Origin of the sequence: Kushneria halocnemicola (genome assembly GCF_965650455.1) — a bacterium.
Classification (GTDB): Bacteria; Pseudomonadota; Gammaproteobacteria; order Pseudomonadales; family Halomonadaceae; genus Kushneria.
Window position 1 is genome coordinate 1,459,066 of sequence record NZ_OZ287968.1, and the last position, 22,863, is coordinate 1,481,928.

At 63.0% G+C, this 22,863-nt stretch carries 28 protein-coding genes; 21 read left to right on the forward strand and 7 right to left on the reverse strand.

Going from position 1 to position 22,863, the window contains the following annotated elements; translation table 11 throughout:
• Window positions 1-26: 26 nt before the first annotated feature.
• The 13 genes from ACS92L_RS06690 (at window position 27) to ACS92L_RS06750 (ending at window position 5,091) form a co-directional block, all read left to right on the forward strand.
• Window positions 27-236, forward strand: a complete 210-nt coding sequence (locus ACS92L_RS06690; protein ID WP_438767943.1) for a hypothetical protein — start codon at window positions 27-29, stop codon at window positions 234-236.
• A 20-nt stretch (window positions 237-256) separates the two neighbouring features.
• Complete coding sequence (locus ACS92L_RS06695) at window positions 257-484, forward strand: hypothetical protein (RefSeq protein ID WP_438767944.1); 228 nt, start codon at window positions 257-259, stop codon at window positions 482-484.
• Window positions 485-545: 61 nt separating this feature from the next.
• Complete coding sequence (locus tag ACS92L_RS06700; protein WP_438767946.1) at window positions 546-713, forward strand: hypothetical protein; 168 nt, start codon at window positions 546-548, stop codon at window positions 711-713.
• On the forward strand, window positions 710-967 hold the full coding sequence (locus ACS92L_RS06705; RefSeq protein WP_438767948.1) for an ogr/Delta-like zinc finger family protein: 258 nt from the start codon (window positions 710-712) through the stop codon (window positions 965-967). Before ACS92L_RS06700 ends, ACS92L_RS06705 begins: the two co-directional genes overlap by 4 nt.
• Window positions 964-1,188, forward strand: a complete 225-nt coding sequence (locus tag ACS92L_RS06710; RefSeq protein ID WP_438767950.1) for a hypothetical protein — start codon at window positions 964-966, stop codon at window positions 1,186-1,188. Before ACS92L_RS06705 ends, ACS92L_RS06710 begins: the two co-directional genes overlap by 4 nt.
• Window positions 1,176-1,511 (forward strand): hypothetical protein, encoded by a 336-nt coding sequence (locus ACS92L_RS06715; protein ID WP_438767951.1) that lies wholly within the window; start codon window positions 1,176-1,178, stop codon window positions 1,509-1,511. Before ACS92L_RS06710 ends, ACS92L_RS06715 begins: the two co-directional genes overlap by 13 nt.
• 2 nt (window positions 1,512-1,513) lie before the next feature.
• Entirely contained in the window at window positions 1,514-1,975 is a 462-nt protein-coding gene (locus tag ACS92L_RS06720) for a hypothetical protein (protein WP_438767953.1), read from the forward strand.
• Complete coding sequence (locus ACS92L_RS06725; protein WP_438767955.1) at window positions 1,972-3,933, forward strand: replication endonuclease; 1,962 nt, start codon at window positions 1,972-1,974, stop codon at window positions 3,931-3,933. Before ACS92L_RS06720 ends, ACS92L_RS06725 begins: the two co-directional genes overlap by 4 nt.
• A complete protein-coding gene (locus ACS92L_RS06730; RefSeq protein WP_438767957.1) occupies window positions 3,930-4,163 on the forward strand; it encodes a TraR/DksA family transcriptional regulator in 234 nt (77 codons plus the stop codon). Before ACS92L_RS06725 ends, ACS92L_RS06730 begins: the two co-directional genes overlap by 4 nt.
• Window positions 4,160-4,339 carry a hypothetical protein gene (locus ACS92L_RS06735; RefSeq protein WP_438767959.1) on the forward strand — a complete coding sequence of 60 codons (180 nt, stop codon included), beginning with the start codon at window positions 4,160-4,162 and terminating at the stop codon, window positions 4,337-4,339. The genes ACS92L_RS06730 and ACS92L_RS06735 overlap by 4 nt, the downstream gene beginning before the upstream one ends.
• Before the next feature lie 25 nt (window positions 4,340-4,364).
• Entirely contained in the window at window positions 4,365-4,676 is a 312-nt protein-coding gene (locus ACS92L_RS06740) for a hypothetical protein (protein WP_438767961.1), read from the forward strand.
• On the forward strand, window positions 4,673-4,876 hold the full coding sequence (locus ACS92L_RS06745) for a hypothetical protein (protein ID WP_438767962.1): 204 nt from the start codon (window positions 4,673-4,675) through the stop codon (window positions 4,874-4,876). The genes ACS92L_RS06740 and ACS92L_RS06745 overlap by 4 nt, the downstream gene beginning before the upstream one ends.
• Window positions 4,873-5,091, forward strand: a complete 219-nt coding sequence (locus ACS92L_RS06750; protein WP_108842312.1) for a pyocin activator PrtN family protein — start codon at window positions 4,873-4,875, stop codon at window positions 5,089-5,091. Before ACS92L_RS06745 ends, ACS92L_RS06750 begins: the two co-directional genes overlap by 4 nt.
• On the opposite strand, the gene ACS92L_RS06755 is transcribed toward ACS92L_RS06750, so the two are convergent.
• Window positions 5,088-6,122, reverse strand: a complete 1,035-nt coding sequence (locus ACS92L_RS06755) for a site-specific integrase (protein ID WP_438767963.1) — start codon at window positions 6,120-6,122, stop codon at window positions 5,088-5,090. The genes ACS92L_RS06750 and ACS92L_RS06755 overlap by 4 nt on opposite strands.
• Before the next feature lie 189 nt (window positions 6,123-6,311).
• Here ACS92L_RS06755 and dusA point away from each other — a divergent pair, with 189 nt between their 5' ends.
• Together dusA and ACS92L_RS06765 are read left to right on the forward strand one after the other, a co-directional pair.
• Window positions 6,312-7,289, forward strand: a complete 978-nt coding sequence (gene dusA / locus ACS92L_RS06760; RefSeq protein WP_438767964.1) for a tRNA dihydrouridine(20/20a) synthase DusA — start codon at window positions 6,312-6,314, stop codon at window positions 7,287-7,289.
• A 157-nt stretch (window positions 7,290-7,446) separates the two neighbouring features.
• Entirely contained in the window at window positions 7,447-8,424 is a 978-nt protein-coding gene (locus tag ACS92L_RS06765) for an aldo/keto reductase (RefSeq protein ID WP_438767965.1), read from the forward strand.
• Window positions 8,425-8,466: 42 nt separating this feature from the next.
• Here ACS92L_RS06765 and ACS92L_RS06770 read toward each other — a convergent pair whose 3' ends face one another.
• The gene (locus tag ACS92L_RS06770; protein ID WP_438768433.1) at window positions 8,467-9,474 is read right to left on the reverse strand and encodes a succinylglutamate desuccinylase/aspartoacylase family protein; all 1,008 of its coding nucleotides are present in this window, start codon (window positions 9,472-9,474) and stop codon (window positions 8,467-8,469) included.
• Window positions 9,475-9,547: 73 nt separating this feature from the next.
• Entirely contained in the window at window positions 9,548-10,291 is a 744-nt protein-coding gene (locus ACS92L_RS06775) for a CDP-alcohol phosphatidyltransferase family protein (protein WP_438767967.1), read from the reverse strand.
• Window positions 10,292-10,586: 295 nt separating this feature from the next.
• Here ACS92L_RS06775 and ACS92L_RS06780 point away from each other — a divergent pair, with 295 nt between their 5' ends.
• The 5 genes from ACS92L_RS06780 to ACS92L_RS06800 are packed head-to-tail and all read left to right on the forward strand — an operon-like array spanning window position 10,587 to window position 14,997.
• Window positions 10,587-11,567: a zinc-dependent alcohol dehydrogenase gene (locus ACS92L_RS06780; RefSeq protein WP_438767968.1), complete on the forward strand. Its 981-nt coding sequence runs from the start codon at window positions 10,587-10,589 to the stop codon at window positions 11,565-11,567.
• A gap of 25 nt (window positions 11,568-11,592) precedes the next feature.
• On the forward strand, window positions 11,593-11,991 hold the full coding sequence (locus tag ACS92L_RS06785) for a 6-pyruvoyl trahydropterin synthase family protein (RefSeq protein ID WP_438767969.1): 399 nt from the start codon (window positions 11,593-11,595) through the stop codon (window positions 11,989-11,991).
• Window positions 11,988-13,067 (forward strand): glycosyltransferase family 4 protein, encoded by a 1,080-nt coding sequence (locus ACS92L_RS06790; protein ID WP_438767970.1) that lies wholly within the window; start codon window positions 11,988-11,990, stop codon window positions 13,065-13,067. The genes ACS92L_RS06785 and ACS92L_RS06790 overlap by 4 nt, the downstream gene beginning before the upstream one ends.
• A 14-nt stretch (window positions 13,068-13,081) precedes the next feature.
• The gene (locus tag ACS92L_RS06795) at window positions 13,082-13,999 is read left to right on the forward strand and encodes a class I SAM-dependent methyltransferase (RefSeq protein ID WP_438767971.1); all 918 of its coding nucleotides are present in this window, start codon (window positions 13,082-13,084) and stop codon (window positions 13,997-13,999) included.
• A 50-nt stretch (window positions 14,000-14,049) separates the two neighbouring features.
• The gene (locus ACS92L_RS06800; protein WP_438767972.1) at window positions 14,050-14,997 is read left to right on the forward strand and encodes a lysylphosphatidylglycerol synthase transmembrane domain-containing protein; all 948 of its coding nucleotides are present in this window, start codon (window positions 14,050-14,052) and stop codon (window positions 14,995-14,997) included.
• Between the two features lie 5 nt (window positions 14,998-15,002).
• On the opposite strand, the gene ACS92L_RS06805 is transcribed toward ACS92L_RS06800, so the two are convergent.
• Window positions 15,003-15,227 (reverse strand): hypothetical protein, encoded by a 225-nt coding sequence (locus ACS92L_RS06805; protein WP_438767974.1) that lies wholly within the window; start codon window positions 15,225-15,227, stop codon window positions 15,003-15,005.
• A gap of 78 nt (window positions 15,228-15,305) precedes the next feature.
• Entirely contained in the window at window positions 15,306-16,175 is an 870-nt protein-coding gene (locus ACS92L_RS06810; RefSeq protein ID WP_438767975.1) for a RibD family protein, read from the reverse strand.
• 394 nt (window positions 16,176-16,569) lie between these two features.
• Between ACS92L_RS06810 and ACS92L_RS06815 the strand changes: the two genes are divergently transcribed.
• Window positions 16,570-16,713, forward strand: coding sequence for a hypothetical protein (locus ACS92L_RS06815; protein ID WP_438767977.1), 144 nt, complete (start codon window positions 16,570-16,572; stop codon window positions 16,711-16,713).
• Between the two features lie 23 nt (window positions 16,714-16,736).
• On the opposite strand, the gene recD is transcribed toward ACS92L_RS06815, so the two are convergent.
• Both recD and recB read right to left on the reverse strand, forming a co-directional pair.
• On the reverse strand, window positions 16,737-18,848 hold the full coding sequence (gene recD, locus ACS92L_RS06820) for an exodeoxyribonuclease V subunit alpha (RefSeq protein ID WP_438767979.1): 2,112 nt from the start codon (window positions 18,846-18,848) through the stop codon (window positions 16,737-16,739).
• On the reverse strand, window positions 18,845-22,684 hold the full coding sequence (gene recB / locus ACS92L_RS06825) for an exodeoxyribonuclease V subunit beta (RefSeq protein WP_438767981.1): 3,840 nt from the start codon (window positions 22,682-22,684) through the stop codon (window positions 18,845-18,847). Before recB ends, recD begins: the two co-directional genes overlap by 4 nt.
• Between the last annotated feature and the right edge of the window lie 179 nt (window positions 22,685-22,863).

A 22,863-nucleotide genomic window follows, 5' to 3' on the forward strand; every position in this document is an offset into this window, starting at 1 on the left:
ATTTCAGACCATTAGGAGATTAACACATGAGCGAAACCACGACCGCCAACCGCCGCAAGAATGCCCCCCAGGGCTGCAAGGTGCCGGTACTCACTCATCTGACCTCTGAGGAGCGCAGCGAGCTGGATCAGTTGGCCGAACAGGAAATGCGCTCGCTCTCTTCCACCATGCGAATGATCTGCCTCAAGGGCCTCGCTGCCCATCAGGCCGAAAAGCCCGCCCCCTCAACCCATTAATGCCACAAGGAACCGCAGCCATGTACAGGGACCCCCGCAGCCTCAAGACCAGCCGCATCGGCATCAACCTCGACGAGTACGAGGACAACCTCATCGAGGCACTGGCCGCCTACACCGGTATGGAAAAGGCCACATTGGCCCGCGAACTGGTGATGCGCGCGGCACTGGAAATGCTCGGCGTTTCCAGCACTCAGGAATTCGACGCCGTGAGCATGGCCGACTTTCAGCCGATGGCAAAGCTCCATTGAGGCACATCGGGACGCCCTTTCAGGACCTCACGAGGTGCCCATGACCGCAAGACACATAGACATGTTTCCGACCGACGCAGACCGCCGGGTACTGGAAGCCGTTCGGCAGCAGCAGGGGCTGGAGACGATGGATCAGGCCGCCGAGCTTGTGCTGCGCCGCTCGATCAGAAAGGGCGCCGCGAAGATGGCCGTACCGCGTGGGCCGCGCCCGGTCGGGAGGCGCGGATGACGATGCGCTGGGACTGTCCGCACTGCGAAGGCCCATGCCGAGTGCGGACTTCCAAGCAGATGCACAGCGACTACCGCGTTGCGTATCTGCAGTGCCAGAACCCGATCTGCGGCTGGTGTGGCAAGGGGGAATACATCGTCACCGAGACCACCAGCCCCAGCGGCATGCCAAACAGCAATTACAAGGGCCAGCTGGCCGACCACGTGCCCTACCGGCTGATACCCCCGGACGACCTTTTCAGGAGCAAACGATGATTGACCCCCACTACCAGATCGACCCCAGCGACAGCGTGCAGGACGCAGCGCAGATGTTCCTGCGCAACCAGCCGCGTTATCGCACGCCCTACCAGATGGTCACGGCCTGCGGTCGTCACCTCGTTGAAAACGCTCGGCTGCGCGATGACGAAGCGCTGCAGCACGCGGCCTACGCATTCGATCAGCTCAACGCACAGGGAGGTGTGTCATGCACGCACTGAATCGAGATAACCCGGCCACCGCTTTCATTCTGAGCCTGCCGCGGCGTATCCATCGCGGCGATGCCATCAACCAGTGCACATCGCACCTGATCCGCGCCCACGCCCATGAGCCGCGCGACGCCAGCGTCATGGCCGTACAGGCCATGGCCGAGCTGGAATCGTTCAACGAGCGCGCTGCGATCGACGTGGAATCGACGACCTCTTATGTCGTGGTCGTCAATCACCCGGATGGCCGGCGCATGGCGCTTACCGTCAGCGACCTGATCGGTTTTGCCGAGCGTCAAAACGCCGACGTGCAACCCGTACAGGCAGCGAGGGCATAACCATGGCCAGCGTTCACGCCATCCGCCCCGCCGAACAGATCGACCCGCGCGCCGGCTTTCTGGCCGCGCGCGATGAACTGCGCCGGCGCACCGAAAACCGCGACCTCGCGGAAGTCTGGACAGACATGCAACCCGCCGAGCGCGCCGTGGTGCTGCGCTCGGCGGCGCAGCATCTGGTGCCGACGCGTCCACTCAACGAGATCCCTGCGAACGAGCGCACCCCGGACGCCATCGCCAACAACCTGACCCACACCCCCATCGAGTGGATGACGCCCAAGGCCCGCGAGGCGATCCGGGCGGCCATCCATCGCATGAGTTCTTACGCCAGTCGCCTGCGCGACGGTTTGCGCCCCGAGTCGCATCCGTCGCAGGCGCTTGCCGCAAGCGCTCGGCAGGCCATCGAGGCCGGCGACATCGCCGCCGCGCAGCACTATCTGAAACTGATCGAGCAGAACGCAGAATGACCAGCGCTATCGAACAATCCCGTGAATTCGGCGCGCCGGGCGGTCAGGGCAGCCTGAGCTGTCAGGACTGGCGACAGCAGTACGTGTTCGACCGTTACCCGCAATACGCCGAGCAGCTGGCGAAAGCGTTTCTGGTCGTCGCCCGTCGCGATGGCAACGGCGCCGGCAACAGCTACCTGCGCCGGATCTGCAAGCGTCTGCACGTTGGCCCGTTTCGCGTGACCCATGACGATGAGGGCATCTGCAACCACGCCGCCGCCCAGGCATCGGCGATCAAGCGAATGCACGACGAGCAGGTCGGTGCGGCGAACCGCACCGGCGGTACCGAGCTGGACGCCGCCGAAGCAGCGCTGCGCCTCGGGCTTGAGCGCGTCGAGAATCACGAGATCGACCCGCCTGACGGCAAGATGCCGATGCGTTCGCAGCTGGCCCGCCTTGAGGACGCTAAATGGTGGCGTCGCAAGCTGCGCGTGTTGGCCGGCCGTCGAATCGAGCAGCTCGAGCGCGAGCTGGGCAACGTCCATCACCGCGCCGGCATCTACTGCTCGAACACCACCGTGGTACGTCGGGCCAGCCAGAAGCTGCGCAACCACGCGATGCTCGAGGCCGTCGAGGCGATCAACCAGCACGGCCAGAACTACACGCTGGCCGAGCTTTCCGAGCTGGGGCTGGCCAACCCTGACAATCGCCGCGCCGAGCTGATGCTGCGCATCCGCGAAACCGAGGCCGAGGCCCGCCGGCTGAATCATGTTGGCGTGTTCTACACCCTGACCTGCCCGTCGCGCTTTCACCCGGTGCGCGCCAAATCCTGCACCCGCAACCCGAACTACGAGCACAACACGCCTCGCGACGGTCAGCACTACCTGACCGGCGTCTGGGCGCGTATCCGCGCGGCGCTGGCCCGTGAGGGTATCGGCATTTATGGCGTTCGCGTCGCCGAGCCCCACCACGACGGCACGCCGCACTGGCACATGTTGATGTGGGCGCACGCCGACCACGTCGAACGGGTCAACGAGGTCATGCGCGATTACGCCATGGCCGACACGCCCGACGAGCCGGGCGCTCAGCAGAACCGCTTTCAGGCCAAGTTCATCGACTACTCGCGCGGTACCGCTGCGGGCTACGTCGCCAAGTACGTCTCCAAAAACATCAACGGCCAGCAGTTCGTTGATCTGGACGAGTACGGCCGCGAAATGGCCAACAGTGCACCACGCGTTGAGGCGTGGGCCGCCGTGTGGGGCATCCGTCAGTTTCAGTTCGTCGGCCTGCCCAGCGTGACGGTCTGGCGTGAGGTTCGCCGCATGACCGAGAAGCAGGCTGAGCAGCTGGCCGCTTGGGAAGCGGCCACGAATCCGGGCCGCTCGATCATCGAATTTATGGCGAAAGTCCGCACCGCGTGCAACGCCGGCGCTTGGGATCAGTTCCTGCGTCTCATGGGTGGGCCGCTCACTCCGCGCAAGGAACAGCCGATCAAGCCGTGGCGCGAGTGGCGTATGGATACCAGCCGCGAACTGGAAGCCGACGAAGCGCCGTTTGCCCGTGGCGGCTACGGCGAGCGCGTCGAAATCACCTACGGCCTGCTGGTCAAGGGCGCCGAATACCTCACCCGCTTTTACAGCTGGACCATGAAGCCGAAGGCGCGCAACAGCGCCTACGACTTCAGTCAGAAGGGTTCTTATGGAGGAGGCGCAGCCGACGACCCTTGGACTTGTGTGAATAACTGTACGCCCGACGTGACGCCGCGCGCAGCTGATCCGCACACCGATGCCCTCCAAGCAAAACGCTATCGGGAGTGGATCAACAGCACCGAATACCGCGCCGAGCAGGAACTGGCGCAGCAAGGGCATGAAGAAACCCAGCAGGCGCTCGCGGATCTTGAGCGCCGGCACCGGGAAAGCATCCAGCCACCGCCCGCGTGGCAACGCACCCCTGAATATCTGCCCCCTGAACTGAGATGAGAGGACCGACCGTGGCCGACAACCTCGATATTGCCGCCGAAAACACCCAACGCCGGCTGGATGCCGCGCTGGCCAACCGTGCCCGCATGGCGACCACGCCCAGCCTGACCCACTGCAATGAGTGCGGTGACCCGATCCCCGAGAAGCGCCGCAATGCGCTGCCGGGCGTGGCCACCTGCGTCGACTGCCAGTCGGTCAACGAACACAAGTCCAAAGGAGTCCGTCGATGAACCAGCTGATCATTTTTGCCCTGCTCACCCTGTTGGGCATCGTCACCCTGCGCATCGCGTTTCTGCTGGGAAAGGAGACGGCGAGCGAGGAACTGGCGGTGCAGTACGACGAATATACCCGCATGGCCAATCGCCTCGCGGCTGTCGAAAAGGGGGTGCGTCGTGAGTGGGACTAATCAGGAACTCAAAACAGAAAGCAGCATGAACAGCGCCGTCATGATGCCTGATCATATCCAACGCTTGAGCGAAAACCACCCGCTGCGTGCCGATCCCGATAAAACATGGCCCTATGCCGTCGTGGTCGGGTATCGGGCCAAAGCCCGGCAGATCGTTAAGCGCCGGCGCATCTATGTCCAGTCGACCAGCCCGGAGTCGGCAGAACGTGATGCCGTCATGTACTGCCGTGATATTGCCTGCCCGGTTCGAGACGACGCCGGCCGCCTACTGAAACCATCCCGCGCGCTGGCGTCCCGGCCGCTCGACAAAAACGATGCCATCGGAGGTGATGCGTGAGCCCCGAACAGCAAACCCAGACAGCGGGCGCCGCCACGGCGCCCCAGGGCATCCCCGACGATGTCCGGCTGACGCTGATGGCAATCGTCACGGGTCGCATGATCGAGATGCGCCGGCAGCCCGAAAGCGCGGCCCGCGATTACGAGCTGTCGCGGCTGATCCCGGCAGCGCAGTGGCTGACAGGAGAAAATGGAGAATGAAAACCGAGTTCATGCTGCTGGCGTGCTATGAGAAGCCACTCATCCCGCTCGACGTGTTTTGCAGCGATATCATGGGCGTCAGCCTGCAGACAGCACGCAATCGTATTGCAGGTGGAACATTCCCTGTACCGCTAACACGAACGGCCAGGCAGCCAATGGTGCATATTTCGGATGCCGCAAAGTACATCGATACTCAACGCGGGAGCGCGGCTTAGGCGCTTCGGCTTCGCGCCCGGTCCTTGCTCACCAGCTCGCCCGGGCGCAAATTGACGTACCGCTTGAGACTTTTCCAGTCACGATGGCCCGACACCATGGCCACTTCCTGAATCTGATAGCCGCGTTCGAACAATCGAGTGATGCCTTCGTGACGTAGATCATGAAAATGCAGATCCTCGATTCCCAGATACTGGCAAATCCGCCGAAACCCATTTGATGCCGATTCACTTCTGAACGGGAATATTCTTTCCTCCTTCCTCGGCTGAGCCTCGATAATAGCCAGACTCTCCCCCATCAACGGCACGACCTGATCGGTAGCTTTTGTCGGATGCTTGCGTAATCTAACGATGATGGTGCCATTGGCTGCATCGAGATCCTCCCAGCGCAGCGAACAGATCTCATCCAGGCGCATGCACGATTCCACGGCAAAGCTGATCAGCGCGTTATAACCGATGCGGCGCAGTGCGAGGTTATGACGTGTGTGAGTCAGTAGATCTTCGAGTTCCTTATTGGTTGGACGCCGGTCACGGTCTTCAGGATTACCGATCAACCCGGAACGCTTGAGCCCGGTACGCCAGCTGGACATGGTTGCCTTCAACGTAGGGGGTGCCAGCTCTTCGACCACGCAGGTCGTGATCGCCCCGGAGAGGTACATGATATCTGTCATGACTGTCGAGGCCGCGACGCCATCGACCTTTCTCCGAGTGTCCGCGAACGTCACCAGATCCTGATACTGGAGCTGGGAGAGCAGCATCTCGGTATCGATGCCTTTGCGAAGGTTGTTGGCCGATGTCTTGTTCTTTCTCCCGCGGGCAGATATCCGGTCAAGATGCGCTTCATGACGCTTCAGTGCATCAGCGATCGTCAGGCCCGGCTTGATGCCGGCGGCGCGATTCTCAAGTTCACTTTCGACCTGCTTCGCCCATGCCTGAGCGCGGGCTTTCGTGGAGAAGGTGTGTGTCTGGGCAGGGTGGCCCTTCTTTCGTACAATGGCGCGCCAACTCGTGCCCCGCTTTTGAAATGTTGCCACTGGTGTACCACCTTTTTCAGCTTGGCCTAGATTCTTGCGATCTGGTGCACCATTGGTACACCTACAACGGTTTTAGACGGTATTTAATAGGGTTAAACGGGACGAGAAACGATCAAGCGGATTCCTCAAGTGACTGATATACCTAAAAATAGCCCGGCAGATCAAGCGCGCCGGTTTTCGATAGCTCCCATGATGGACTGGACGCCGCGCGATCAGCGCGCGTTCGCACGCACCCTGACCAAACGCGCTCTTTTGTATACCGAAATGGTCACAACCGGTGCCATCCTGCACGGCACCCCGCGTGAGCGCTTTCTCGGCCATGACGAACGGGAATACCCGCTGGCGCTGCAGCTGGGCGGCAGCGACCCGGCGGCGCTGGCCGAATGCGCCGCTCTTGCTGAAAGCTGGGGCTATCAGGAGGTCAATCTGAACGTGGGCTGCCCGAGCGATCGCGTGCAAAACAACATGATCGGCGCCTGTTTGATGGGCCATCCCGAACTGGTGGCGCGCTGCGTGACGGCCATGCAGGCAGCGGTCTCGATTCCGGTCACGGTCAAGTGTCGTATCGGCATCGACGATCAGGACGAGGATGAAGATCTGGCGCGCTTTATCGACACCGTGGCGGCCGCCGGCTGCTCGACCTTTACCGTCCATGCCCGCAAGGCTTGGCTCGAAGGGCTCTCCCCCAAACAAAATCGCGACGTGCCGCCGCTGAACTATCCGCGCGTGCATCGTCTCAAGGCCGCCCATCCCGAACTGCATATCGGCATCAACGGCGGCCTGAAAAGCATTGAGGACTGTCAGCGCGAGCTTGCGCATGTCGACAGCGTCATGGTCGGCCGCGAGGCCTATCACAACCCGTTTTTGCTGGCCCATGTCGACCGCGACATCTTTGGCGAAAGCACAACGCCCCCGACCCGTCATGAGGCCATGCAGGCCTTTCGGCCCTATCTGGTCTCGCGTCTTGAGGCGGGCGTGCGTCTCAACCACATCACGCGACATCTTCTCGGACTTTTTACCGGCTGCCGGGGTGGGCGCCGTTTTCGTCGCTACCTCTCCGAAACGGCTCATCGTCCCGATGCCGGAATCGACGTCTTCGACCAGGCGCTCGCCCTGGTCAACGATATCGACGCCGAACGAGAACTGCCGACACACATGCCCGGCTGACCCGCTCCTTTGGCGATACTGCCTCCTTTTAACCGACTCGATGTGACGTCGAGCCGGTTGAACAGTACACCCCGGGTTGTCGTTTCAGCCACCCTGGCCATACTTGACGCACTCACCGGGTTGACCCCGAACACATCATCACCGCCAGGGAGGCACCATGCGTTTTGAACTGCCAGGAAAAATGGGGCTGGGCACGGCGCCTCTGGGCAACATGTTTGAGGAAGTGCCGGACACGCGTGCCATCGAGACACTGCGCACCGCGTGGGACGCCGGTATCCGCTATTTCGATACCGCGCCGCAGTACGGCGCGGGACTATCGGAAATGCGCCTGGGGGAAGCCCTTGCCGACGAACCCCGCGGGACTTACGTGGTGTCCACCAAGGTGGGCCGCCTGATCCGTGACGAACCGGAGCAAAAAAAGGGCATCTTTGCCAACGGCCGCGCCAACAGGGTGGTTTACGACTACTCGGAGTCCGCGACCCTGCGCTCGATTGAAGACAGTCTTGAGCGTTTGAACATGGACCGCATCGATATCGCCTGGATTCACGACTGCGCCTTTGATGCCCACGGCGAGCAGTGGGAAGCGGTCCACGATCAGGCCATGAACGGTGCCGCACGCGCCCTGACCCGACTGCGTGAGGAAGGCGTGATTCGCGCCTGGGGGCTGGGTGTCAACCGCGTGGCGGCCTGCACGCGCGCGCTTGAAAGGGCCGACCCCGACGGCTTCCTGCTCGCCGGACGCTATTCGCTGCTCGATCATGAGGGTGCACTGGAGACCCTGCTGCCGGAGTGCGAGCGTCGCGGCGCCCGTCTGGTGATCGGCGGTGCCTACAACTCGGGCATTCTGGCCGGTGGTGACCATTACGACTACAAACAGGCCTCTGATGAGGTACGCGAGCGTACCCGACGTCTTCGTGATATCTGCGAGCGCTTCGGAGTCGATATCCGCGCCGTGGCCCTTCAGTTCAGCGCCGCGCCACGTGCTGTCGCCTCAGTGATTCCGGGCACCACCCGGCCGGAGCGCATTGCCGAAAATCAGGCCCTGATGACGACAACCATTCCCAGCGCCCTGTGGCAGACACTCTGGAGTGAAGGACTGGTCTCGATGGATGCGCCCATCCCGGGCGCGGTCTGACACCGGTGAAGCGCCATGCCCTGACGCCCCGGTGTCAGGGCGTTATTCGACGCGCGCCTGCCAGGCTTCCACCGCCTGCTCGGCGTCCTCGAGTTCGTGAAAGCGGGCAATATGAAAAACCGCCTCGCCCTCGTTGACCAGCGGCAGGTTGCTCATGCCGATCACAATGCCATCGCTTGACGCCAGCACATCGCCTTCCTCGTTGCCGAAGGGGCCGGCCACGATTCCCAGCCGTTCGCCCTTGACCACTCGCGCCCCCAGTCGAACGCGCGGGCGCAGCACACCATCGATGGGCGCACGCGCCCAGCTCGAACTGCGTGCCACCTCGGAGGCCGGTACCTTGCTGCCGCGGCCGACCGGCAGCATATCCAGAAGACGCATGACCCGCAGCACGCCGCGCACGCCGGCACTGATGGCCCAGTCGTCAAAGCGCAGCGCTTCGCCCGCCTCGTAGGTTAATACCGGAATACCGCGGCGCTCGGCGTACTCGCGCAGACTGCCACCGCGCAGTTCGGCGTTGAGAATCACCGGTGCGCCAAAGGCATCCGCCATGGCACGGGTCTGCTCGTTACGCTCGAGCTGGGCGCGGATCTGCGGCAGATTGGTGCGATGAATGGCGCCCGTATGCAGATCCAGAATATGCGTGGCCAGATCCACCACCTGCTCACGAAAAAGCGCCGCGATACGTGACCCCAGCGACCCGGCATCACTGCCCGGAAAGCAGCGGTTCAGATCCCGACGATCCGGCAGATAGCGACTGTGCTGTACAAAACCAAACACGTTGACGATCGGCACGGCAATCAGGGTGCCGCGCAGCCGCGCCAGCGAGCGCGTCTTGAGCACCCGCCGAACGATTTCCACCCCGTTGATCTCATCGCCATGAATGGCACCGCACACCAGCATGACGGGGCCGTCCCGGCGACCATGGACAACTTCGACCGGAATATTGAGCGGCGTGTGGGTATAAAGGCGCGCGACAGGCACATCAATCTGGCGGCGCTGACCGGGAAGCACTGTTTCCCCGGCCAGTACAAAGGGATCACGGGCCATACGGATACTCATCAAAGGGTTTCATGAAGGTAATGACTAATCAAACAGCTTATCGGCGGCGACCACCGGACATTCAGTGCCGAACTGATGCACGCCTGTAAAGGTGACCGATATCCATGACAAAGGAAAACGCCAGAAGTATCAGGGCCAGCGCCAGCAAAAGGTTCGACCAGGGCGGGGCCACCCAGGGCAGCAGGCAGGTCATCAAAGTGGCGACCTGCCAGACACAAAGGGTTTTTCGACGGTAGCTGACCGGCAGCTCGGCGCCAAGCCAGGACCAGCGCCAGCTCGCGATCACAAACAGATAGCGCATGGCACCGATGAACATGATCCAGACACCGGCCTTGCCCTGGATGACCAGCATCAGACACAGCATCAATATGAAAAAGGCATCAAGTTCCATGTCCAGGCGCGCGCCGAAACGACTCTCGGTATGGGTGCGACGCGCAACCCAGCCATCAACGCCATCCAGTGCCAGTGCCGTCAGGGCCATGGCAAACACCAGCAGATGGTGCTCGTTGATAAAATCCGGCAGCGGCAGCATGGCCGTGAGCAGCGCGATCAGCACCGCCCGCACCAGCGTGACGCGATTGGCCCAGCCAAGATAGCGCCGACCCGAGGGCCAGGCACACATCATGGCGACCACCAGCACCAGGTAGACGCCGCCGGCAACAGGATAGAGTGATACTGGCGCCGGATACATGAGGCGCAGCACGGTTGCCAGCAGCATCAAACCGACCAGCCCGGCCAAAAGCTCCGTGAGCACGCCAAAGGCAGGCCACGTCAATCGGCGTACGGCAATGCGTTGTTCACTCATGTCAGGACCTCCATCACCGTCAGCCAATTTCTTTGTCCCTGCCGTTTGTGAGATGCGGTCTCGAAAAGGACATGAAATCTTCATTAGCATGTCATCATGGCGCAGGGAAACCGGTTACCGCCATGACAAACCATGTTATCAATATAGCGTTGCGTCACGCTTTGTGACGCGACAAGTGACTCTGGTGCAGACTGGCTCACCGCTTGTACGACGCGGCGAATCCATCAACAGTGTCTATACTGCCGGACGCCCTTTTAACGCTACGGTGTCCTTTCAACAACGCACAGGGTCATCAATGAGCTCGGACAACACCGCTCGCGCCTTCTGGGTTGAAGCCCCCGGACAGGGCGCCATTCGAACACAGCAGCTGACGCTCCCCGGCGTCGACGAGGTCAGGGTCCGCACCTGCTACAGCGCCATCAGCCGAGGCACCGAAACGCTGGTGTTCCACGCCAGAATTCCCGAAAGCGAATACGCGCGCATGCAAGCGCCCTTTCAGGAGGGCGATTTTCCCGCCCCGGTCAAATACGGCTATTCAAGCGTGGGCATCGTGGAAGAAGGCCCGGAGGCGCTCAAGGGTCGTCACGTGTTCTGCCTGCATCCCCATCAGGACCGCTTTGTCGTGCCGGTGGCCATGGTCATCCCCCTGCCTGACACGCTGCCGCCCGAACGCGCCGTGCTGGCCGCCAACATGGAAACGGCGCTTAACGGCCTCTGGGACGCCGCCCCGCGCATCGGTGATCGCATTGCCGTCATCGGCGCCGGCGTTGTCGGCACGCTGATCGCCTGGCTTTGCCGCAACATTCCGGGTACTCGGGTCGAGCTGATCGATATCGACGAGTCGCGCGAGACGCTCGCCCGGTCACTGGATATTGGGTTCTCGACGCCATCACGGGCGCAGGCGGAGTGTGATCTGGTCATTCATGCCAGCGGCAGCCAGGCCGGGCTTCAACAGGCGCTGACCCTGGCCGGGCAGGAGGCGACCATTATCGAGATGAGCTGGTTTGGCGCGCAGTCGGTCAGTCTGCCGCTGGGCGAGGCGTTTCACTCCCGCCGATTGACACTGCGGGCAAGTCAGGTCGGCACCGTCTCCCCTTCTCGCTCGGTGCGGCGCACTCACGCCGAGCGCATGGCCCAGGCGCTGTCGCTGCTTGAAGATGCACGCCTTGATGCGCTGATCGACGCAGAAAGTGATTTTGAAACACTGCCGGAGACCATGGCGCGCGTGACCACCGAACCCGGCACCCTGTGCCACCGCATTCGTTACAGCCACTGATTCATTTCCCTTTCGGAGTTTCGCCATGTACAGCCTTACCGTTCGCGATCACGTCATGATCGCCCACAGCTTCAACGGCCAGATCTTCGGTCCGGCTCAGAAGCTCCATGGCGCCACCTACATTGTGGATGTCACTTTCAAGCGTGCAGATCTCGACCAGGACGACCTGATCGTCGATATCGGCCTGGCCAGCCAGACACTGTCGGACGTTTTGAGCGATATCAACATGCAAAACCTCGATGAGATCGAGGAGTTCAAGGGGCGCAATACCACCACCGAATTCATGGCCCGGGTCATCTTTGATCGCATGGCCGCCTCGATCGAGGCCGACCAGCTGGGCGAGACCGGCAAGGGGCTGACGGCACTGAACGTCACCCTGCACGAATCCCACATCGCCTGGGCAAGCTACGAAGGGTCGCTATGACACAAAAAAGCGCCGTTCGCCGCCTGACCCTGATCGTCGCCGGCCGGCCGGATCAGCTGACCGGCGGCTATATCTATGACAGACGCATCGTCGAGGCGCTGCGCGAAACCGGCATTATCGTTGAGGTCATCGGCCTGGACGGGCGTTTCCCGTGGCCGGACGATATCGCCCGCGAATCGCTGCAGCGGGCTCTGGGCGGCTGTACCGATCGCAGTCTGGTCATCGTTGATGGCCTGGCCGCCAGCGCCATGCCAGAGGTTCTGGCAGTTCACGCCCATCGCCTGACGCTGGTGGCGCTGATTCATCACCCGCTGGGCGATGAAACCGGTCTGGACGACGATCAGCGCGGCACGCTGCTGGCGCTTGAGTGCCGGGCACTGCAGTCCGCCGCCGGCATCATCGTCACCAGCGCTTTCACCCGGCGCCGCCTGATCGAGCTGGGTATCGATGAGTCACGCATCACCGTGATCGAGCCCGGCATTACGCCGGTCCCGGTGGCCCCGGCGGACAACGACACGCCGCGGCTGCTGTGCATCGCTACCCTCATTCCGCGCAAGGGCCAGCACCTGCTGCTCGAGGCGCTCGCCGATCTCAAGTCGCACGACTGGCACTGCGATTTGATCGGGGATGACACCCGTGACGAGCGCTATACCGAAAGACTGCGTGACCTGATCACCGAGCATCAGCTTGAACGGCGCGTGACGATCCACGGCGCGCAGTCCCCGGAAGCGCTCGAGGCGTACTGGCAGCAAAGCGATCTGTTCGTCCTGCCCTCCTTCTACGAAGGCTACGGCATGGTCATCACCGAGGCGCTGGCCCATGGCCTGCCGGTGGTGACGACGACCGGCGGCGCGCTGGCCGACACGCTGCCCGCCAGCGCCGGCGTTCACGTTCCACCGGACGATGCGTCGGCGCTGCGTGACGCCCTGCGTACCCTGCTGTTTAACGACAGCGCGCAGTATCAGAGCCTGCGCCTGGGCGCAATCAAGGCTCGTGAGAGCCTCAATGACTGGACGGGGGCGGCCGAGCATTTTCTGGCCTGTCTTGATCACCTGCACGCCAGCGCCGCATCCTGACCGGAGACATTGCCATGCCCCCATTACGGCCGCAGGATGACATGGCCGATCACAGCGATTTCAGTCCGTCATGGCTTGCCCTGCGCGAGGCGGCCGATCATCGTGCCCGCGATCTTCAGTCGCCGATCGAGACATGCCGACACTGGCTGGCATCAAACTTGCCTCGGGGCCCCCTGAGACTTGTGGATCTTGGCTGTGGCAGTGGCAGCAACCTGCGCTATCTCTCGCCTCGTCTGCCATCGCTGCAGCACTGGTGTCTGATCGATCAGGACGCTGCCCTGCTGGCGCATGCCGGTGGCGACGCCAGCTCTTGTCACGCCAACGTGGTTGGTATCGACTGCTACCAACGTGATCTCACAAGGCTCGATCAGGCGCTGACGCAGGACCTGCTGGACGGGGTAGATATCGTCACCGCCTCGGCGCTGCTCGATCTGGTCTCACAGCCGTGGCTGGAAGCACTGATTGATCGATGCGCGTCGCAGCGATGCGCTTTCTGGCTGGCCATGAGCATCAATGGGGACAATGCACTGATCGATCACGGCGATGCCGGTGGTGATACCGCGCTGCTCGAGATGGATCGATATGTACAGCAGCTGATCAGGACCCATCAACAGCGCGACAAGGGATTTAATGCCGCGCTTGGGACACAGGCCCCCGAGGTGGCCGCTGCCCTGCTTGAAGACGCCGGCTACCGGGTAACCCGCACCAGCGCCCCGTGGCGGCTTGACTGTGCCGACCCCGGCCAGATGACTCTGGCACAGTCACTTGTGCAGGGCTGGCTGGAGGCCGTGCTGGAACAGGCACCCGATCAGCGTCAATCCCTGAGGCAGTGGCATGACAGGCGCCAGCAGGATATCGCCAGTGGCCGCATTGCCATTACCGTGGGCCACACTGACCTTTTTGCCGTACCCGCCACGCCCGGGACGTCATGAGAACCGGCACGCGCCGATCGATACCCGATGGCAGGAGCCGATACCGGCGTGTGCTGAGCGCTTCGATGCTGCGCTGGACGCTGACGCTGGCCATTCTGGCAGGCGTTGCCTGGCTTGTGGACTACAATGCCCTGCTGTCACGCCTGAATGATCTCTCCCCGGGATGGCTGATCCTGGCACTGGCGATTTCGGTGCCCCAGATCATGCTGTCGGCCTGGCGGTGGCGGTTGACCGCGCGCCACATGGACATGTCGCTGCCGCTGCCGGTTGCCATCCGCGAATACTATCTGTCGACCTTTCTCAATCAGATGCTGCCGGGGGGCGTGACGGGCGATCTGGGTCGCGCCTGGCGACACGGCACCCGAAATGCCTCTCATGGCGCAGCGCTGCGAGCCGTCATTATCGAGCGGGCCTCGGGCCAGGCCGCGCTGTTGCTGGTCGCGCTTGCCACACTGCTTGTCTTCACACCGCTGCGCCATGGACTGATCGAGCAATTGTCCCGGCTGAATCTGATGCTGCATGACCGCACCGACATTCCCTACGCCCTGGTGTACATGGCATTGACGATGATGGGGCTGGCAGGTCTCTGGATCCATCAACACCCGCCGCAATGGCTGAGCGCCCTGCGTCGCGACCTGCGTCGCGGGCTCTGGAATCGACGACTGTGGCTGCGCCAACTGGCGAGTTCGCTGGCCATCGTTGCAAGCTATATGCTGGTGTTTGTCTGCTGCGCCAGAGCGCTGGGAGAGCCGCTGTCAACGGCGACACTGCTGGCGCTGACGCCACCGGTGCTGATGGCCATGGCCATCCCGGTTTCAGTGGCAGGCTGGGGGGTCAGAGAGAGCGCGGCGGCGCTGATCTGGATGCTGGCCGGGCTGTCGGCTCAGCAGGGTGTGGCCATTTCGGTCACCTATGGCGCGGTCATACTGCTGTCGAGTCTGCCGGGTGCGGTGGTGCTGTTGATGGGACGACACGCGACACCCCGCCAGGTCCCCTGACAGGATCAGGGCAGCATATTGACGATGCCGCTGTCGTCTTCCTCACTGCTTTGCTCACCGGTACCGGCAGTGGCTTCATCGCCTGGAAGCTCGCCTGGCATGACGCCGTTGGCGGCGTCCCTTTTGAGATTCCACTGTCGCTCCTGCTCGGCCTGATCAAGCGTCAGCCAGATGCCGGACACCACCAGCAACACACAAAACAGCAGCGATACCAACCCTTTCACACTCATTCTCAGGCTCCAGTCAATGGCGAGGGGACCCTAGTATTTTCCCAGAAAGCAGGCCAACCAAGAGCCTGAAAAGAAAGCTTAATTACGGCCTGTTTGCTCGAAAGCACCAAAATCGAGATCAAACAGAACGTCCTGGCCCAGCGTGTAATGACGCGTCGAGGGGCGCATTGCCTGACTCAGGCACTCGATGACCGGCAGAGTCAGCGCAGGCCGGCCCGAACCGATGATCATGGGACTGACCATGCTGTGCAGACGGTCAAGACAGCCTGTCTGCAAAAATCGTGACACGGTCATGCCACCGCCTTCCACCAGTACGCGATTCAACCCCTCGCGGCTCAATACATCGATCACCTCACGCGGGGCGACACCGTCGTCTCCCGGACAGAGCCCCAGCACGCGCACCGCCCGGCCGTGGCGCTCGTGACATGCCTGCCAGCACGCCAAATGCTCATGGGCCACCAGATGCAGCGTCGGGGCCGTGTCATCTTCAAAGACAAAGCGATGCTCGGGCATACGGCCACGCGGGTCCAGTACGACGCGTGTGGGATGCTCGCCGGTAACGTGGCGTACGGTCAGGCGTGGGTCATCCATGGCCACGGTGCCGGCACCCACCACCACGGCATCGACCACGGCCCTTAGCGCATGCAGATGCACCAGTCCCTCGTGGCCTGTCACGTAGTAGGAAGCCCCGCACTCGGTGGCGATCCGCCCATCGAGACTCTGCCCCAGTTGTGCCATGACCAGAGGCGTTGTACGAGCCACCAGCGGCAGCATGATATCCAGCAGCTGCGCCGCCGCGTCGTCAACGCCATCGCTACAGTGCCACGCTCCTTTGGCCGTTATCGACATCGTGTCGTGCTGATACGAAAGACCGCACTGCCAGTCAAACCGGCGGGCACGTAATACATGTTCCCAGGCCTGCGCTCTGGAAAGCGTTATTGCTGCCATAAGCTCCTGCTACTCCGGTGCCTGCTGTTCAAGACCATGGCGAGCGTGCCTCCAAAGGGCGCGGCACCTTATCGGGAGGCGCACCACGCCCTTGAGGCGCTCTTTCATAAGCACAATATTGTACAAGTTTTTTGAAACATCTGCCGTTAACCGAAAGAAGCCGGTCAACGCAACGCTTTCTGGTCACAACGGCGCTGATGGCGAGGTTTTAAAGAACAGTGTCCAAAAATTGGCTGCTTCCTGATTGTGAAAATTCATGAGCATTGACTGGCAACCCGACGCGTCCTGTACCGATAATGTACAAGAATTCGAACCCTTGCATGCCGGCCTCAGTCCCGACGCGACGACAGGCCAGCATCAGCACATGCCGATCATCCAGAGAGGAGATATTGTCATGTCTGCCAATGATTATCTGCGCGTTCACAATACCCGGCTGTCCGATATGGAGGCCCTGCCCCGAGAGCTGCTCTGCCGCTATCTGGCCACCTGCCCTGCCGTGGTGCGCCACCGAATTTTGACACGCCTTTGCCAACGCTAAAGTCACTTCGGAGGACTGGTCGCTCAATGGCTTCCAAGCTCCAGACGCTGCCCGACGCCCGAGGCACGCCAGGTCTGTCGAAGCGCGGCACTTTCAATGGCCCCGGCAAATGCCGTCATGATCAGACAGTGCGACTTGGCACGCGTAATGCCGGTATAGACCAGTTCACGGGTCATGATCGGATTGGGCCGGTCGGGTAATACCAGTAGCACCCGCTCGAATTCCGAGCCCTGGGATTTGTGTACGGTCATCGCAAAAGCCGTCTCGACACCGCCCAGCCGCCCCGGCAGCACGGCGCGCACTCCTTCGCCGGAGGGGTGCGGAAAAAACACCCGCAGCCGCCCTGAGCCGCCATCATGATGCGCCTTGTCCCCCGGCATCAACATCGCAATGCCGATATCACCGTTGTAAAGCCCCAGCTGCGCATCGTTGCGCGTTACCATCACCAGACGCCCGGCGTACCAGCCCCGTGTACCGCCCACCAGTTTTTCCCTGAAAAGCGCCTCGACAATGGCCTCATTGAGACCTTCTACCCCCCAGGGGCCGCGACGCAGGGCACACAGCACCTGAAAGCGTGAAAAAAGCGCCAGCACCTCTTCCGGACCCGCGCCGCGGGCCATGGCCCTGAGCGCCTCGCGATAGCCGCTGGCTGCCCGTCGAATCAGCACGCCGCCAGCTTCCTTGACCTGCTGAAAATCGATGTCCTCAAAGCCTGCCTGCCAGCAGCTTCTGATCTCATCAACGCGGCCCTGGTTGACGCCGCGCGCCAGGGCGCCGATGCCTGAATGCTCGTGAAAGCGATAGCTTTTTTGCAGCACTACCACGTGATCGGCCAGCATTGACCACGCGGCGTTTGAAGCCGGCAGGGGCTGTCCGGCCGCCCGTTGTGTCAGCGTCTGTACCGCATCGCTGCGACGCCCCCGCTCAGCGCCCTCGCAAAGATCGCCCAGCACGGCACCGGCCTCAACGGAGGCCAGCTGATCGCGATCGCCCAGCAGAATCAGCCTTGCATGATCCGGCAGCGCCGCCAGCAGCGAGGCCATCAGCTCCAGATCCACCATGGAAGCCTCGTCCACGACCAGCACGTCCAGTGCCAGCGGGTGATCGGCGTCGTGACGAAAATGGCGGCTGTCACGCCGAACACCCAGCAATCGATGCAGCGTGGTGGCCTCCCGCGGTAGGGAGGCACGCACCGCTTCCGGTACCGCCAGTGCCGCCACCGCCCCGCCCAGCGACTGCGACAGCCGCGCCGCGGCCTTGCCGGTCGGGGCGGCCAGATGAACGATCAGCGCCCGTCCCTGCTCGTTCAGGGCACTCTCCTGCAGCAGCGCCAGAAGGCGGGTGACCGTCGTGGTCTTGCCGGTGCCCGGGCCGCCGGAAATCACGGTCAGCCGATGGCGCAGCGCCATGGCGCAGGCCACCTTCTGCCAGTCGGGTACCGAGGCCGCACTCGAATCACCGAAAAGCGCATCAAGGCGCGCCATCATGTCATCACTGACCGCGCCGGCGCCGGCCATCAGACGCTTGAGACGGGCCACAACGCTGCATTCGTGCTGCCAGAAGCGACGCAAATAAAGCCGCTGGCCTTCCAGTACCAGCGGTGGGGAAGCGGTGTCCTCCTCACCCTGCCCCATCACGACGGACGCGAGCAGTCGCTCACGCCATGACGCGACGTGGCGAACACCCAGCGCCGCCAGCAGCGCACCGGGGGTCACGATACTCCCCGTTTCTCCCGTGGGCTGGGCATCAAAGGGCGGCAGTGAAAGCACTGCATCGGGGTCGCGCAGGGCGTGATCGAGATCCAGACAGATATGCCCGCGTCCGAGCTGATGGCTGACCAGTGCAGCACTCAGCGTCACCAGCGGGTCCCCTTCCGGCTCGCGCGCGCTGACAAACCGGGCCAGATGCGCATCCAGCGCGCGCAGCCACCCCACCTCGACCCAGCGCTCGAGCTGCTGTGTGATCCAGGCCCCGTCCACGACGTCTTCCAGAGCCACCGGACCAGGCGGCTTGCCGGACTCGAGCGCGATGTCATCATCAAATGAGATATCGCTGGCGTCTGTTGACTCCAGCGGCTCACCACTATCGAACAGGGAGAACTGTCCGCTCCCCGAATCCTTGCCTGCGCGCGTCATGACGCTGCTCCTGCATCGGTGGCCATGTCATCCTCGACGCTTTCGCCATCAGGCGTGCGCTCCCCCTCTGTCAGCAGCCGGTCCAGCTGCTCGATCAGCTCACGTGACGGCTTGCGATACAAAACGCCCCGCCCGCCTTCGGCTGTCATGCCCCGCAAAAAGAGATAGAGCACGCCGCCGAGATGGTGATCATAGTCATAGTCCGCCAGCCGGCTTTTCAGGTGGCGATGCAGGGCCAGGGTATAGATGACGTACTGCACGTCGTAGCGATGCGATACCACCGAGGCCACCATGGCGGCCTGATCATGGGCTTCAAGGGTGTCGCCCAGATGGTTCGACTTCCAGTCGATGACGTAGAAGCGCCCGTCATGTTCGATGACCAGGTCAATGTAGCCCTTGAGCATGCCGGCCAGGGTTCGAGGGGCCAGCTCTGCCCGTATCCCCGGCAGCGGCTCATGCTGACAGATCAGGGCATCCAGACGGCGACTGCTGATGCCCCGGGCCGGCAGCCAGAACTCGAGTTCGGTGCGCCAGCCGGCCAGCCGGTCCAGCGCAAGCCCCGGCAGGGACGGATGCAGCGGCGCCGTCAGCACCGCACAGCACCAGTCATGCAGCACCCTGACCCAGTGCGGGTCCAGATTGCCGCGCTGCACGCGCTGGCGAATCAGGCGATAGAGCTCGTCGCGATAGCCTGACTCCGGATCATTCAGCTCACTCAGGCGATCGGGGTCGATGCTTTCCAGCAGCGCGTGTAAAAAAGTGCCGGCTCGCGGGCCGCGCGGAAAATCAAGCAACCGTCGTACCGGCGGCAGCGGAATGGGGCTGGTCTCGGCCAGCACCTCCAGATCAAGCCCCGGGCCCTGCGCCTCGAGCATTGCATCACGGGTCTGGCGGGTCATGTCGCCGGGCTGACGGGCCCCCTCCACCAGCGCCGTGTAAGAGGCCACCCACCAGTCGCGATCGATGCGCCCCTCGAACCGGCGTGCACGGCCCACCTCCGACGCCCCGTCCCCCGCCGGTACCGTCTGCGTCAACCCGGTGGGCGGCGCCGCCAGCGCGATGCTGCCCGGCATCACCAGCGATTTCAGCACCTCGCGCAGCGTGGTGGTATCCAGCGACGCGTACCCGCCGTGCTGACACAGCAGCGCACCAAGGGCAGCGCCTGCCAGGGTGGTAGCCCCTTCCGGCGAGTCCTTACGCGGCGTGCCCTTATAGATCGGCCCGATCCCCAACCGACACAGGTAGCGTGCGCGCGTCAGGGCCACATACAAAAGACGCAGATCCTCCTGCAGGCGTATTCGATCGGCCCGGGCACGCTGCTCGTCGCTGACCTGCATGATCAGCGAGGCGCCGTGGACCTCATCACTCAACATCAGCGTTTTGCTTTTGCCATCCACCTCGCGGTGGTCGGCAATAAAGGGCAGATACACCAGTGGATACTCAAGCCCCTTGGACTTGTGAATGGTGATGACCCGCACCAGGGTGTCGTCACTTTCCAGCCGCAGAATCAGCGACTGCGGGTCCATGCCGCTGTCATGGCGTCCGGCCAGTGACTGATGCCACCAGCGCAGCAGGGCCTGCTCGCCGTCAAGACGGGCACTGGCGGTCTGCGCCAGCTCGCCCAGATGCAGCACATCGGTCAGCGCGCGCTCGCCGTCGGCCTGCATCAAAAGCCGGGCGGGAATGTCAAAATCACGCATGATCACGCGCAGCATCGGCAGCACGCCCTGGCGCTGCCAGAGACGATGATAGCCATCAAAGCGCGCCACCATCGCCTCCCACTCAAGCTCGTCGGCTTCCAGACGCGCCACTTCCGCCAGCGAGTCGCTCATGAGACGCGTCGCCAGTGCCGCGCGCAGGGAACGGTCGTTGCGCGGGTGGGCGCAGGCCTCCAGCAGCTGCAGCAGGTGAAACGCCTCGCGCGATTCAAACACCGAGGTCTTCTGGCTCAGATAGACCGAGCGCACCCCGCCTTCCAGCAGCTTCTGACGTACCCGCATGGCCTCGCTGCCGGTACGCACCAGAATGGCGATATCGGCCGGCTTCAAGGGCCGGAGTTCGCCGTCGGCGCTCTTGAACCCGGTCTCGCCGCGGCGGGCACCGGCCAGCAGCCGGGTAATGTCGGCACAGGTGGCCGTGGCCATGGTGTCGAGATACGCATCGCGCTTGACCGAGCCGTCACCGTCCATGTGCCAGCAGGTCAGCGCCTCGACCGCCTGCCCGGCCTCGACAAACACCTCATCACGCCCCTGGGCGGTGACCGCCTCATAGGGAATCTCTTCCAGCTGAAAGGGTGAGTCGGTGGCAAACAGCCGATTGACGGCACTGACCATCGCCTGCGTCGAGCGAAAGTTGCGATCCAGCGTGTAGCGCTGATCCACGTGGCGACGTGCCTGCAGATAGGTCTCGATATCGGCGCCGCGAAAGCCGTAAATGGCCTGACGCGGATCGCCGATCATCAAAAGCGCAGTGGGCACATCGCCGGCGTTCGAAAACCCTATACCCGCCTCGGGCGTCTCATCATCCAGCGCCAGTCCGGCACTCTGGGTCGGCGTGGCATAGATGGTGGAAAAGATGCGGTACTGAACCGGGTCGGTATCCTGAAACTCATCGATCATCGCCACCGGCAGATTGCGGCGAATGCGCTCGGCCAGACGTGGCCCGGCCGGCCCGGCCAGCGCATCATCCAGACTGTTGAGCAGGTCATCGAAATCCCACATGCCGCGCCGACGCTTTTCGCGGGCCAGCGACTGCGCCAGCGTATCCCGGGCATGCGCCAGCACCTGCGCACGCACCGTGGCCTGCTGGTCACGCTGGCCCTCGACCAAGGTTTCAAACTGCGCAAGCGCCTCGAAAAAGGCATGCTCCGGGGGCACGTGCCCTTTTTTGACCCCCTCCTCCAGGCGCGCCCTTGAACACCAAAGCCGCCCCTTCGAATCCCGAAGCGTGTCATCAGGCGCCTCCTGCGCCCCCGTCATCCACTGGCTCAGGGCATCAAGGCGCGCGGCCAGATCCGATGCCTTGAACATGTTGGTTTTGAGCGAGCCGGCCTCGATCACCTCGCGCAGTAACGCCGCGATCTCTTCACTGCCGGCCTGCCACAGCTGGCGCAGTCGGACCAGCTGAGCGTCACTTTGCGACAGGGTACGGTCCAGCCGGCCCAGCGCCTCATCGATGGACGCCGGCGCACTGATCAGCCTCTTTTCCAGCATCAGCGCCCGGGGGCGACCGCCGTGCAGCAGCAGGCTGATCTCGCGCTGCAGATCGCTCGGCGTTTCCCACCACTGCGCCAGCAGCCGCTGACGAGCCGAAGGCTGTCGATAGAACTGTCGGCGCCAGTAGTCCTCGACCAGTGAGGTGAACAGGGCGCTGCTGTCCGGCACCAGTTCGCTGGCAAACAGCGCCCCGCTGTCGAAAGCGTGGCGCTTGAGCATGCGCTGGCAAAAGCCGTGGATGGTAAAGATGGCCGCATCGTCCATGACGCGCGCGGCGGCATCGAGTCGCGAGGCGGCACGCTCGCGGTCGTCACGCTCGATGTCGGCCAGCAGCCGATCCAGTACAGCGTCGCTGTCGGTGCGGCCCAGCAGCACCTCGCGCGCCTGGCGCAAGCGCGCGCGAATGCGGTCGCGCAGCTCCTCGGTAGCGGCCTCGGTAAAGGTCACCACCAAAATCTCGGGCGGCATCAAGGGGCGCGGGTAGGCGGCGTCGCCGCCATGGCCCAGCACCAGGCGCACATAAAGGGCGGCCAGCGTAAAGGTCTTGCCGGTACCGGCGCCGGCCTCGATCAGGCGGCGCCCGTCAAGCGGCAGCGTCGGAATATCAAGCGATGTGGTCATGGCCGCATTACACCATCGCCGGGCCTTGCGTGCCATGGGCCAGCGACGCTTGATGCATGCGACGCGCGCATTGAGACGCCGGCATCAGCGTCATGGTCCATCAAAACCGCCTTTTACAGCACTCGACGAATCGCGTTGCGGGGCTCATGCTGGAAACGAGACAAGGTGGGATAACAACA

What these genes read in the sequence shown, in the direction of transcription:
- ACS92L_RS06690 (WP_438767943.1), top strand. Translation starts at nt 27, where the DNA reads ATGAGCGAAACCACGACCGCCAACCGCCGCAAGAATGCCCCCCAGGGC.
- ACS92L_RS06695 (WP_438767944.1), top strand. Translation starts at nt 257, where the DNA reads ATGTACAGGGACCCCCGCAGCCTCAAGACCAGCCGCATCGGCATCAAC.
- ACS92L_RS06700 (WP_438767946.1), top strand. Translation starts at nt 546, where the DNA reads ATGTTTCCGACCGACGCAGACCGCCGGGTACTGGAAGCCGTTCGGCAG.
- ACS92L_RS06705 (WP_438767948.1), top strand. Translation starts at nt 710, where the DNA reads ATGACGATGCGCTGGGACTGTCCGCACTGCGAAGGCCCATGCCGAGTG.
- ACS92L_RS06710 (WP_438767950.1), top strand. Translation starts at nt 964, where the DNA reads ATGATTGACCCCCACTACCAGATCGACCCCAGCGACAGCGTGCAGGAC.
- ACS92L_RS06715 (WP_438767951.1), top strand. Translation starts at nt 1,176, where the DNA reads ATGCACGCACTGAATCGAGATAACCCGGCCACCGCTTTCATTCTGAGC.
- ACS92L_RS06720 (WP_438767953.1), top strand. Translation starts at nt 1,514, where the DNA reads ATGGCCAGCGTTCACGCCATCCGCCCCGCCGAACAGATCGACCCGCGC.
- ACS92L_RS06725 (WP_438767955.1), top strand. Translation starts at nt 1,972, where the DNA reads ATGACCAGCGCTATCGAACAATCCCGTGAATTCGGCGCGCCGGGCGGT.
- ACS92L_RS06730 (WP_438767957.1), top strand. Translation starts at nt 3,930, where the DNA reads ATGAGAGGACCGACCGTGGCCGACAACCTCGATATTGCCGCCGAAAAC.
- ACS92L_RS06735 (WP_438767959.1), top strand. Translation starts at nt 4,160, where the DNA reads ATGAACCAGCTGATCATTTTTGCCCTGCTCACCCTGTTGGGCATCGTC.
- ACS92L_RS06740 (WP_438767961.1), top strand. Translation starts at nt 4,365, where the DNA reads ATGAACAGCGCCGTCATGATGCCTGATCATATCCAACGCTTGAGCGAA.
- ACS92L_RS06750 (WP_108842312.1), top strand. Translation starts at nt 4,873, where the DNA reads ATGAAAACCGAGTTCATGCTGCTGGCGTGCTATGAGAAGCCACTCATC.
- dusA (WP_438767964.1), top strand. Translation starts at nt 6,312, where the DNA reads ATGATGGACTGGACGCCGCGCGATCAGCGCGCGTTCGCACGCACCCTG.
- ACS92L_RS06765 (WP_438767965.1), top strand. Translation starts at nt 7,447, where the DNA reads ATGCGTTTTGAACTGCCAGGAAAAATGGGGCTGGGCACGGCGCCTCTG.
- ACS92L_RS06770 (WP_438768433.1), bottom strand. Translation starts at nt 9,474, where the DNA reads ATGGCCCGTGATCCCTTTGTACTGGCCGGGGAAACAGTGCTTCCCGGT.
- ACS92L_RS06775 (WP_438767967.1), bottom strand. Translation starts at nt 10,291, where the DNA reads ATGAGTGAACAACGCATTGCCGTACGCCGATTGACGTGGCCTGCCTTT.
- ACS92L_RS06780 (WP_438767968.1), top strand. Translation starts at nt 10,587, where the DNA reads ATGAGCTCGGACAACACCGCTCGCGCCTTCTGGGTTGAAGCCCCCGGA.
- ACS92L_RS06785 (WP_438767969.1), top strand. Translation starts at nt 11,593, where the DNA reads ATGTACAGCCTTACCGTTCGCGATCACGTCATGATCGCCCACAGCTTC.
- ACS92L_RS06790 (WP_438767970.1), top strand. Translation starts at nt 11,988, where the DNA reads ATGACACAAAAAAGCGCCGTTCGCCGCCTGACCCTGATCGTCGCCGGC.
- ACS92L_RS06795 (WP_438767971.1), top strand. Translation starts at nt 13,082, where the DNA reads ATGCCCCCATTACGGCCGCAGGATGACATGGCCGATCACAGCGATTTC.
- ACS92L_RS06805 (WP_438767974.1), bottom strand. Translation starts at nt 15,227, where the DNA reads ATGAGTGTGAAAGGGTTGGTATCGCTGCTGTTTTGTGTGTTGCTGGTG.
- ACS92L_RS06810 (WP_438767975.1), bottom strand. Translation starts at nt 16,175, where the DNA reads ATGGCAGCAATAACGCTTTCCAGAGCGCAGGCCTGGGAACATGTATTA.
- ACS92L_RS06815 (WP_438767977.1), top strand. Translation starts at nt 16,570, where the DNA reads ATGTCTGCCAATGATTATCTGCGCGTTCACAATACCCGGCTGTCCGAT.
- recD (WP_438767979.1), bottom strand. Translation starts at nt 18,848, where the DNA reads ATGACGCGCGCAGGCAAGGATTCGGGGAGCGGACAGTTCTCCCTGTTC.
- recB (WP_438767981.1), bottom strand. Translation starts at nt 22,684, where the DNA reads ATGACCACATCGCTTGATATTCCGACGCTGCCGCTTGACGGGCGCCGC.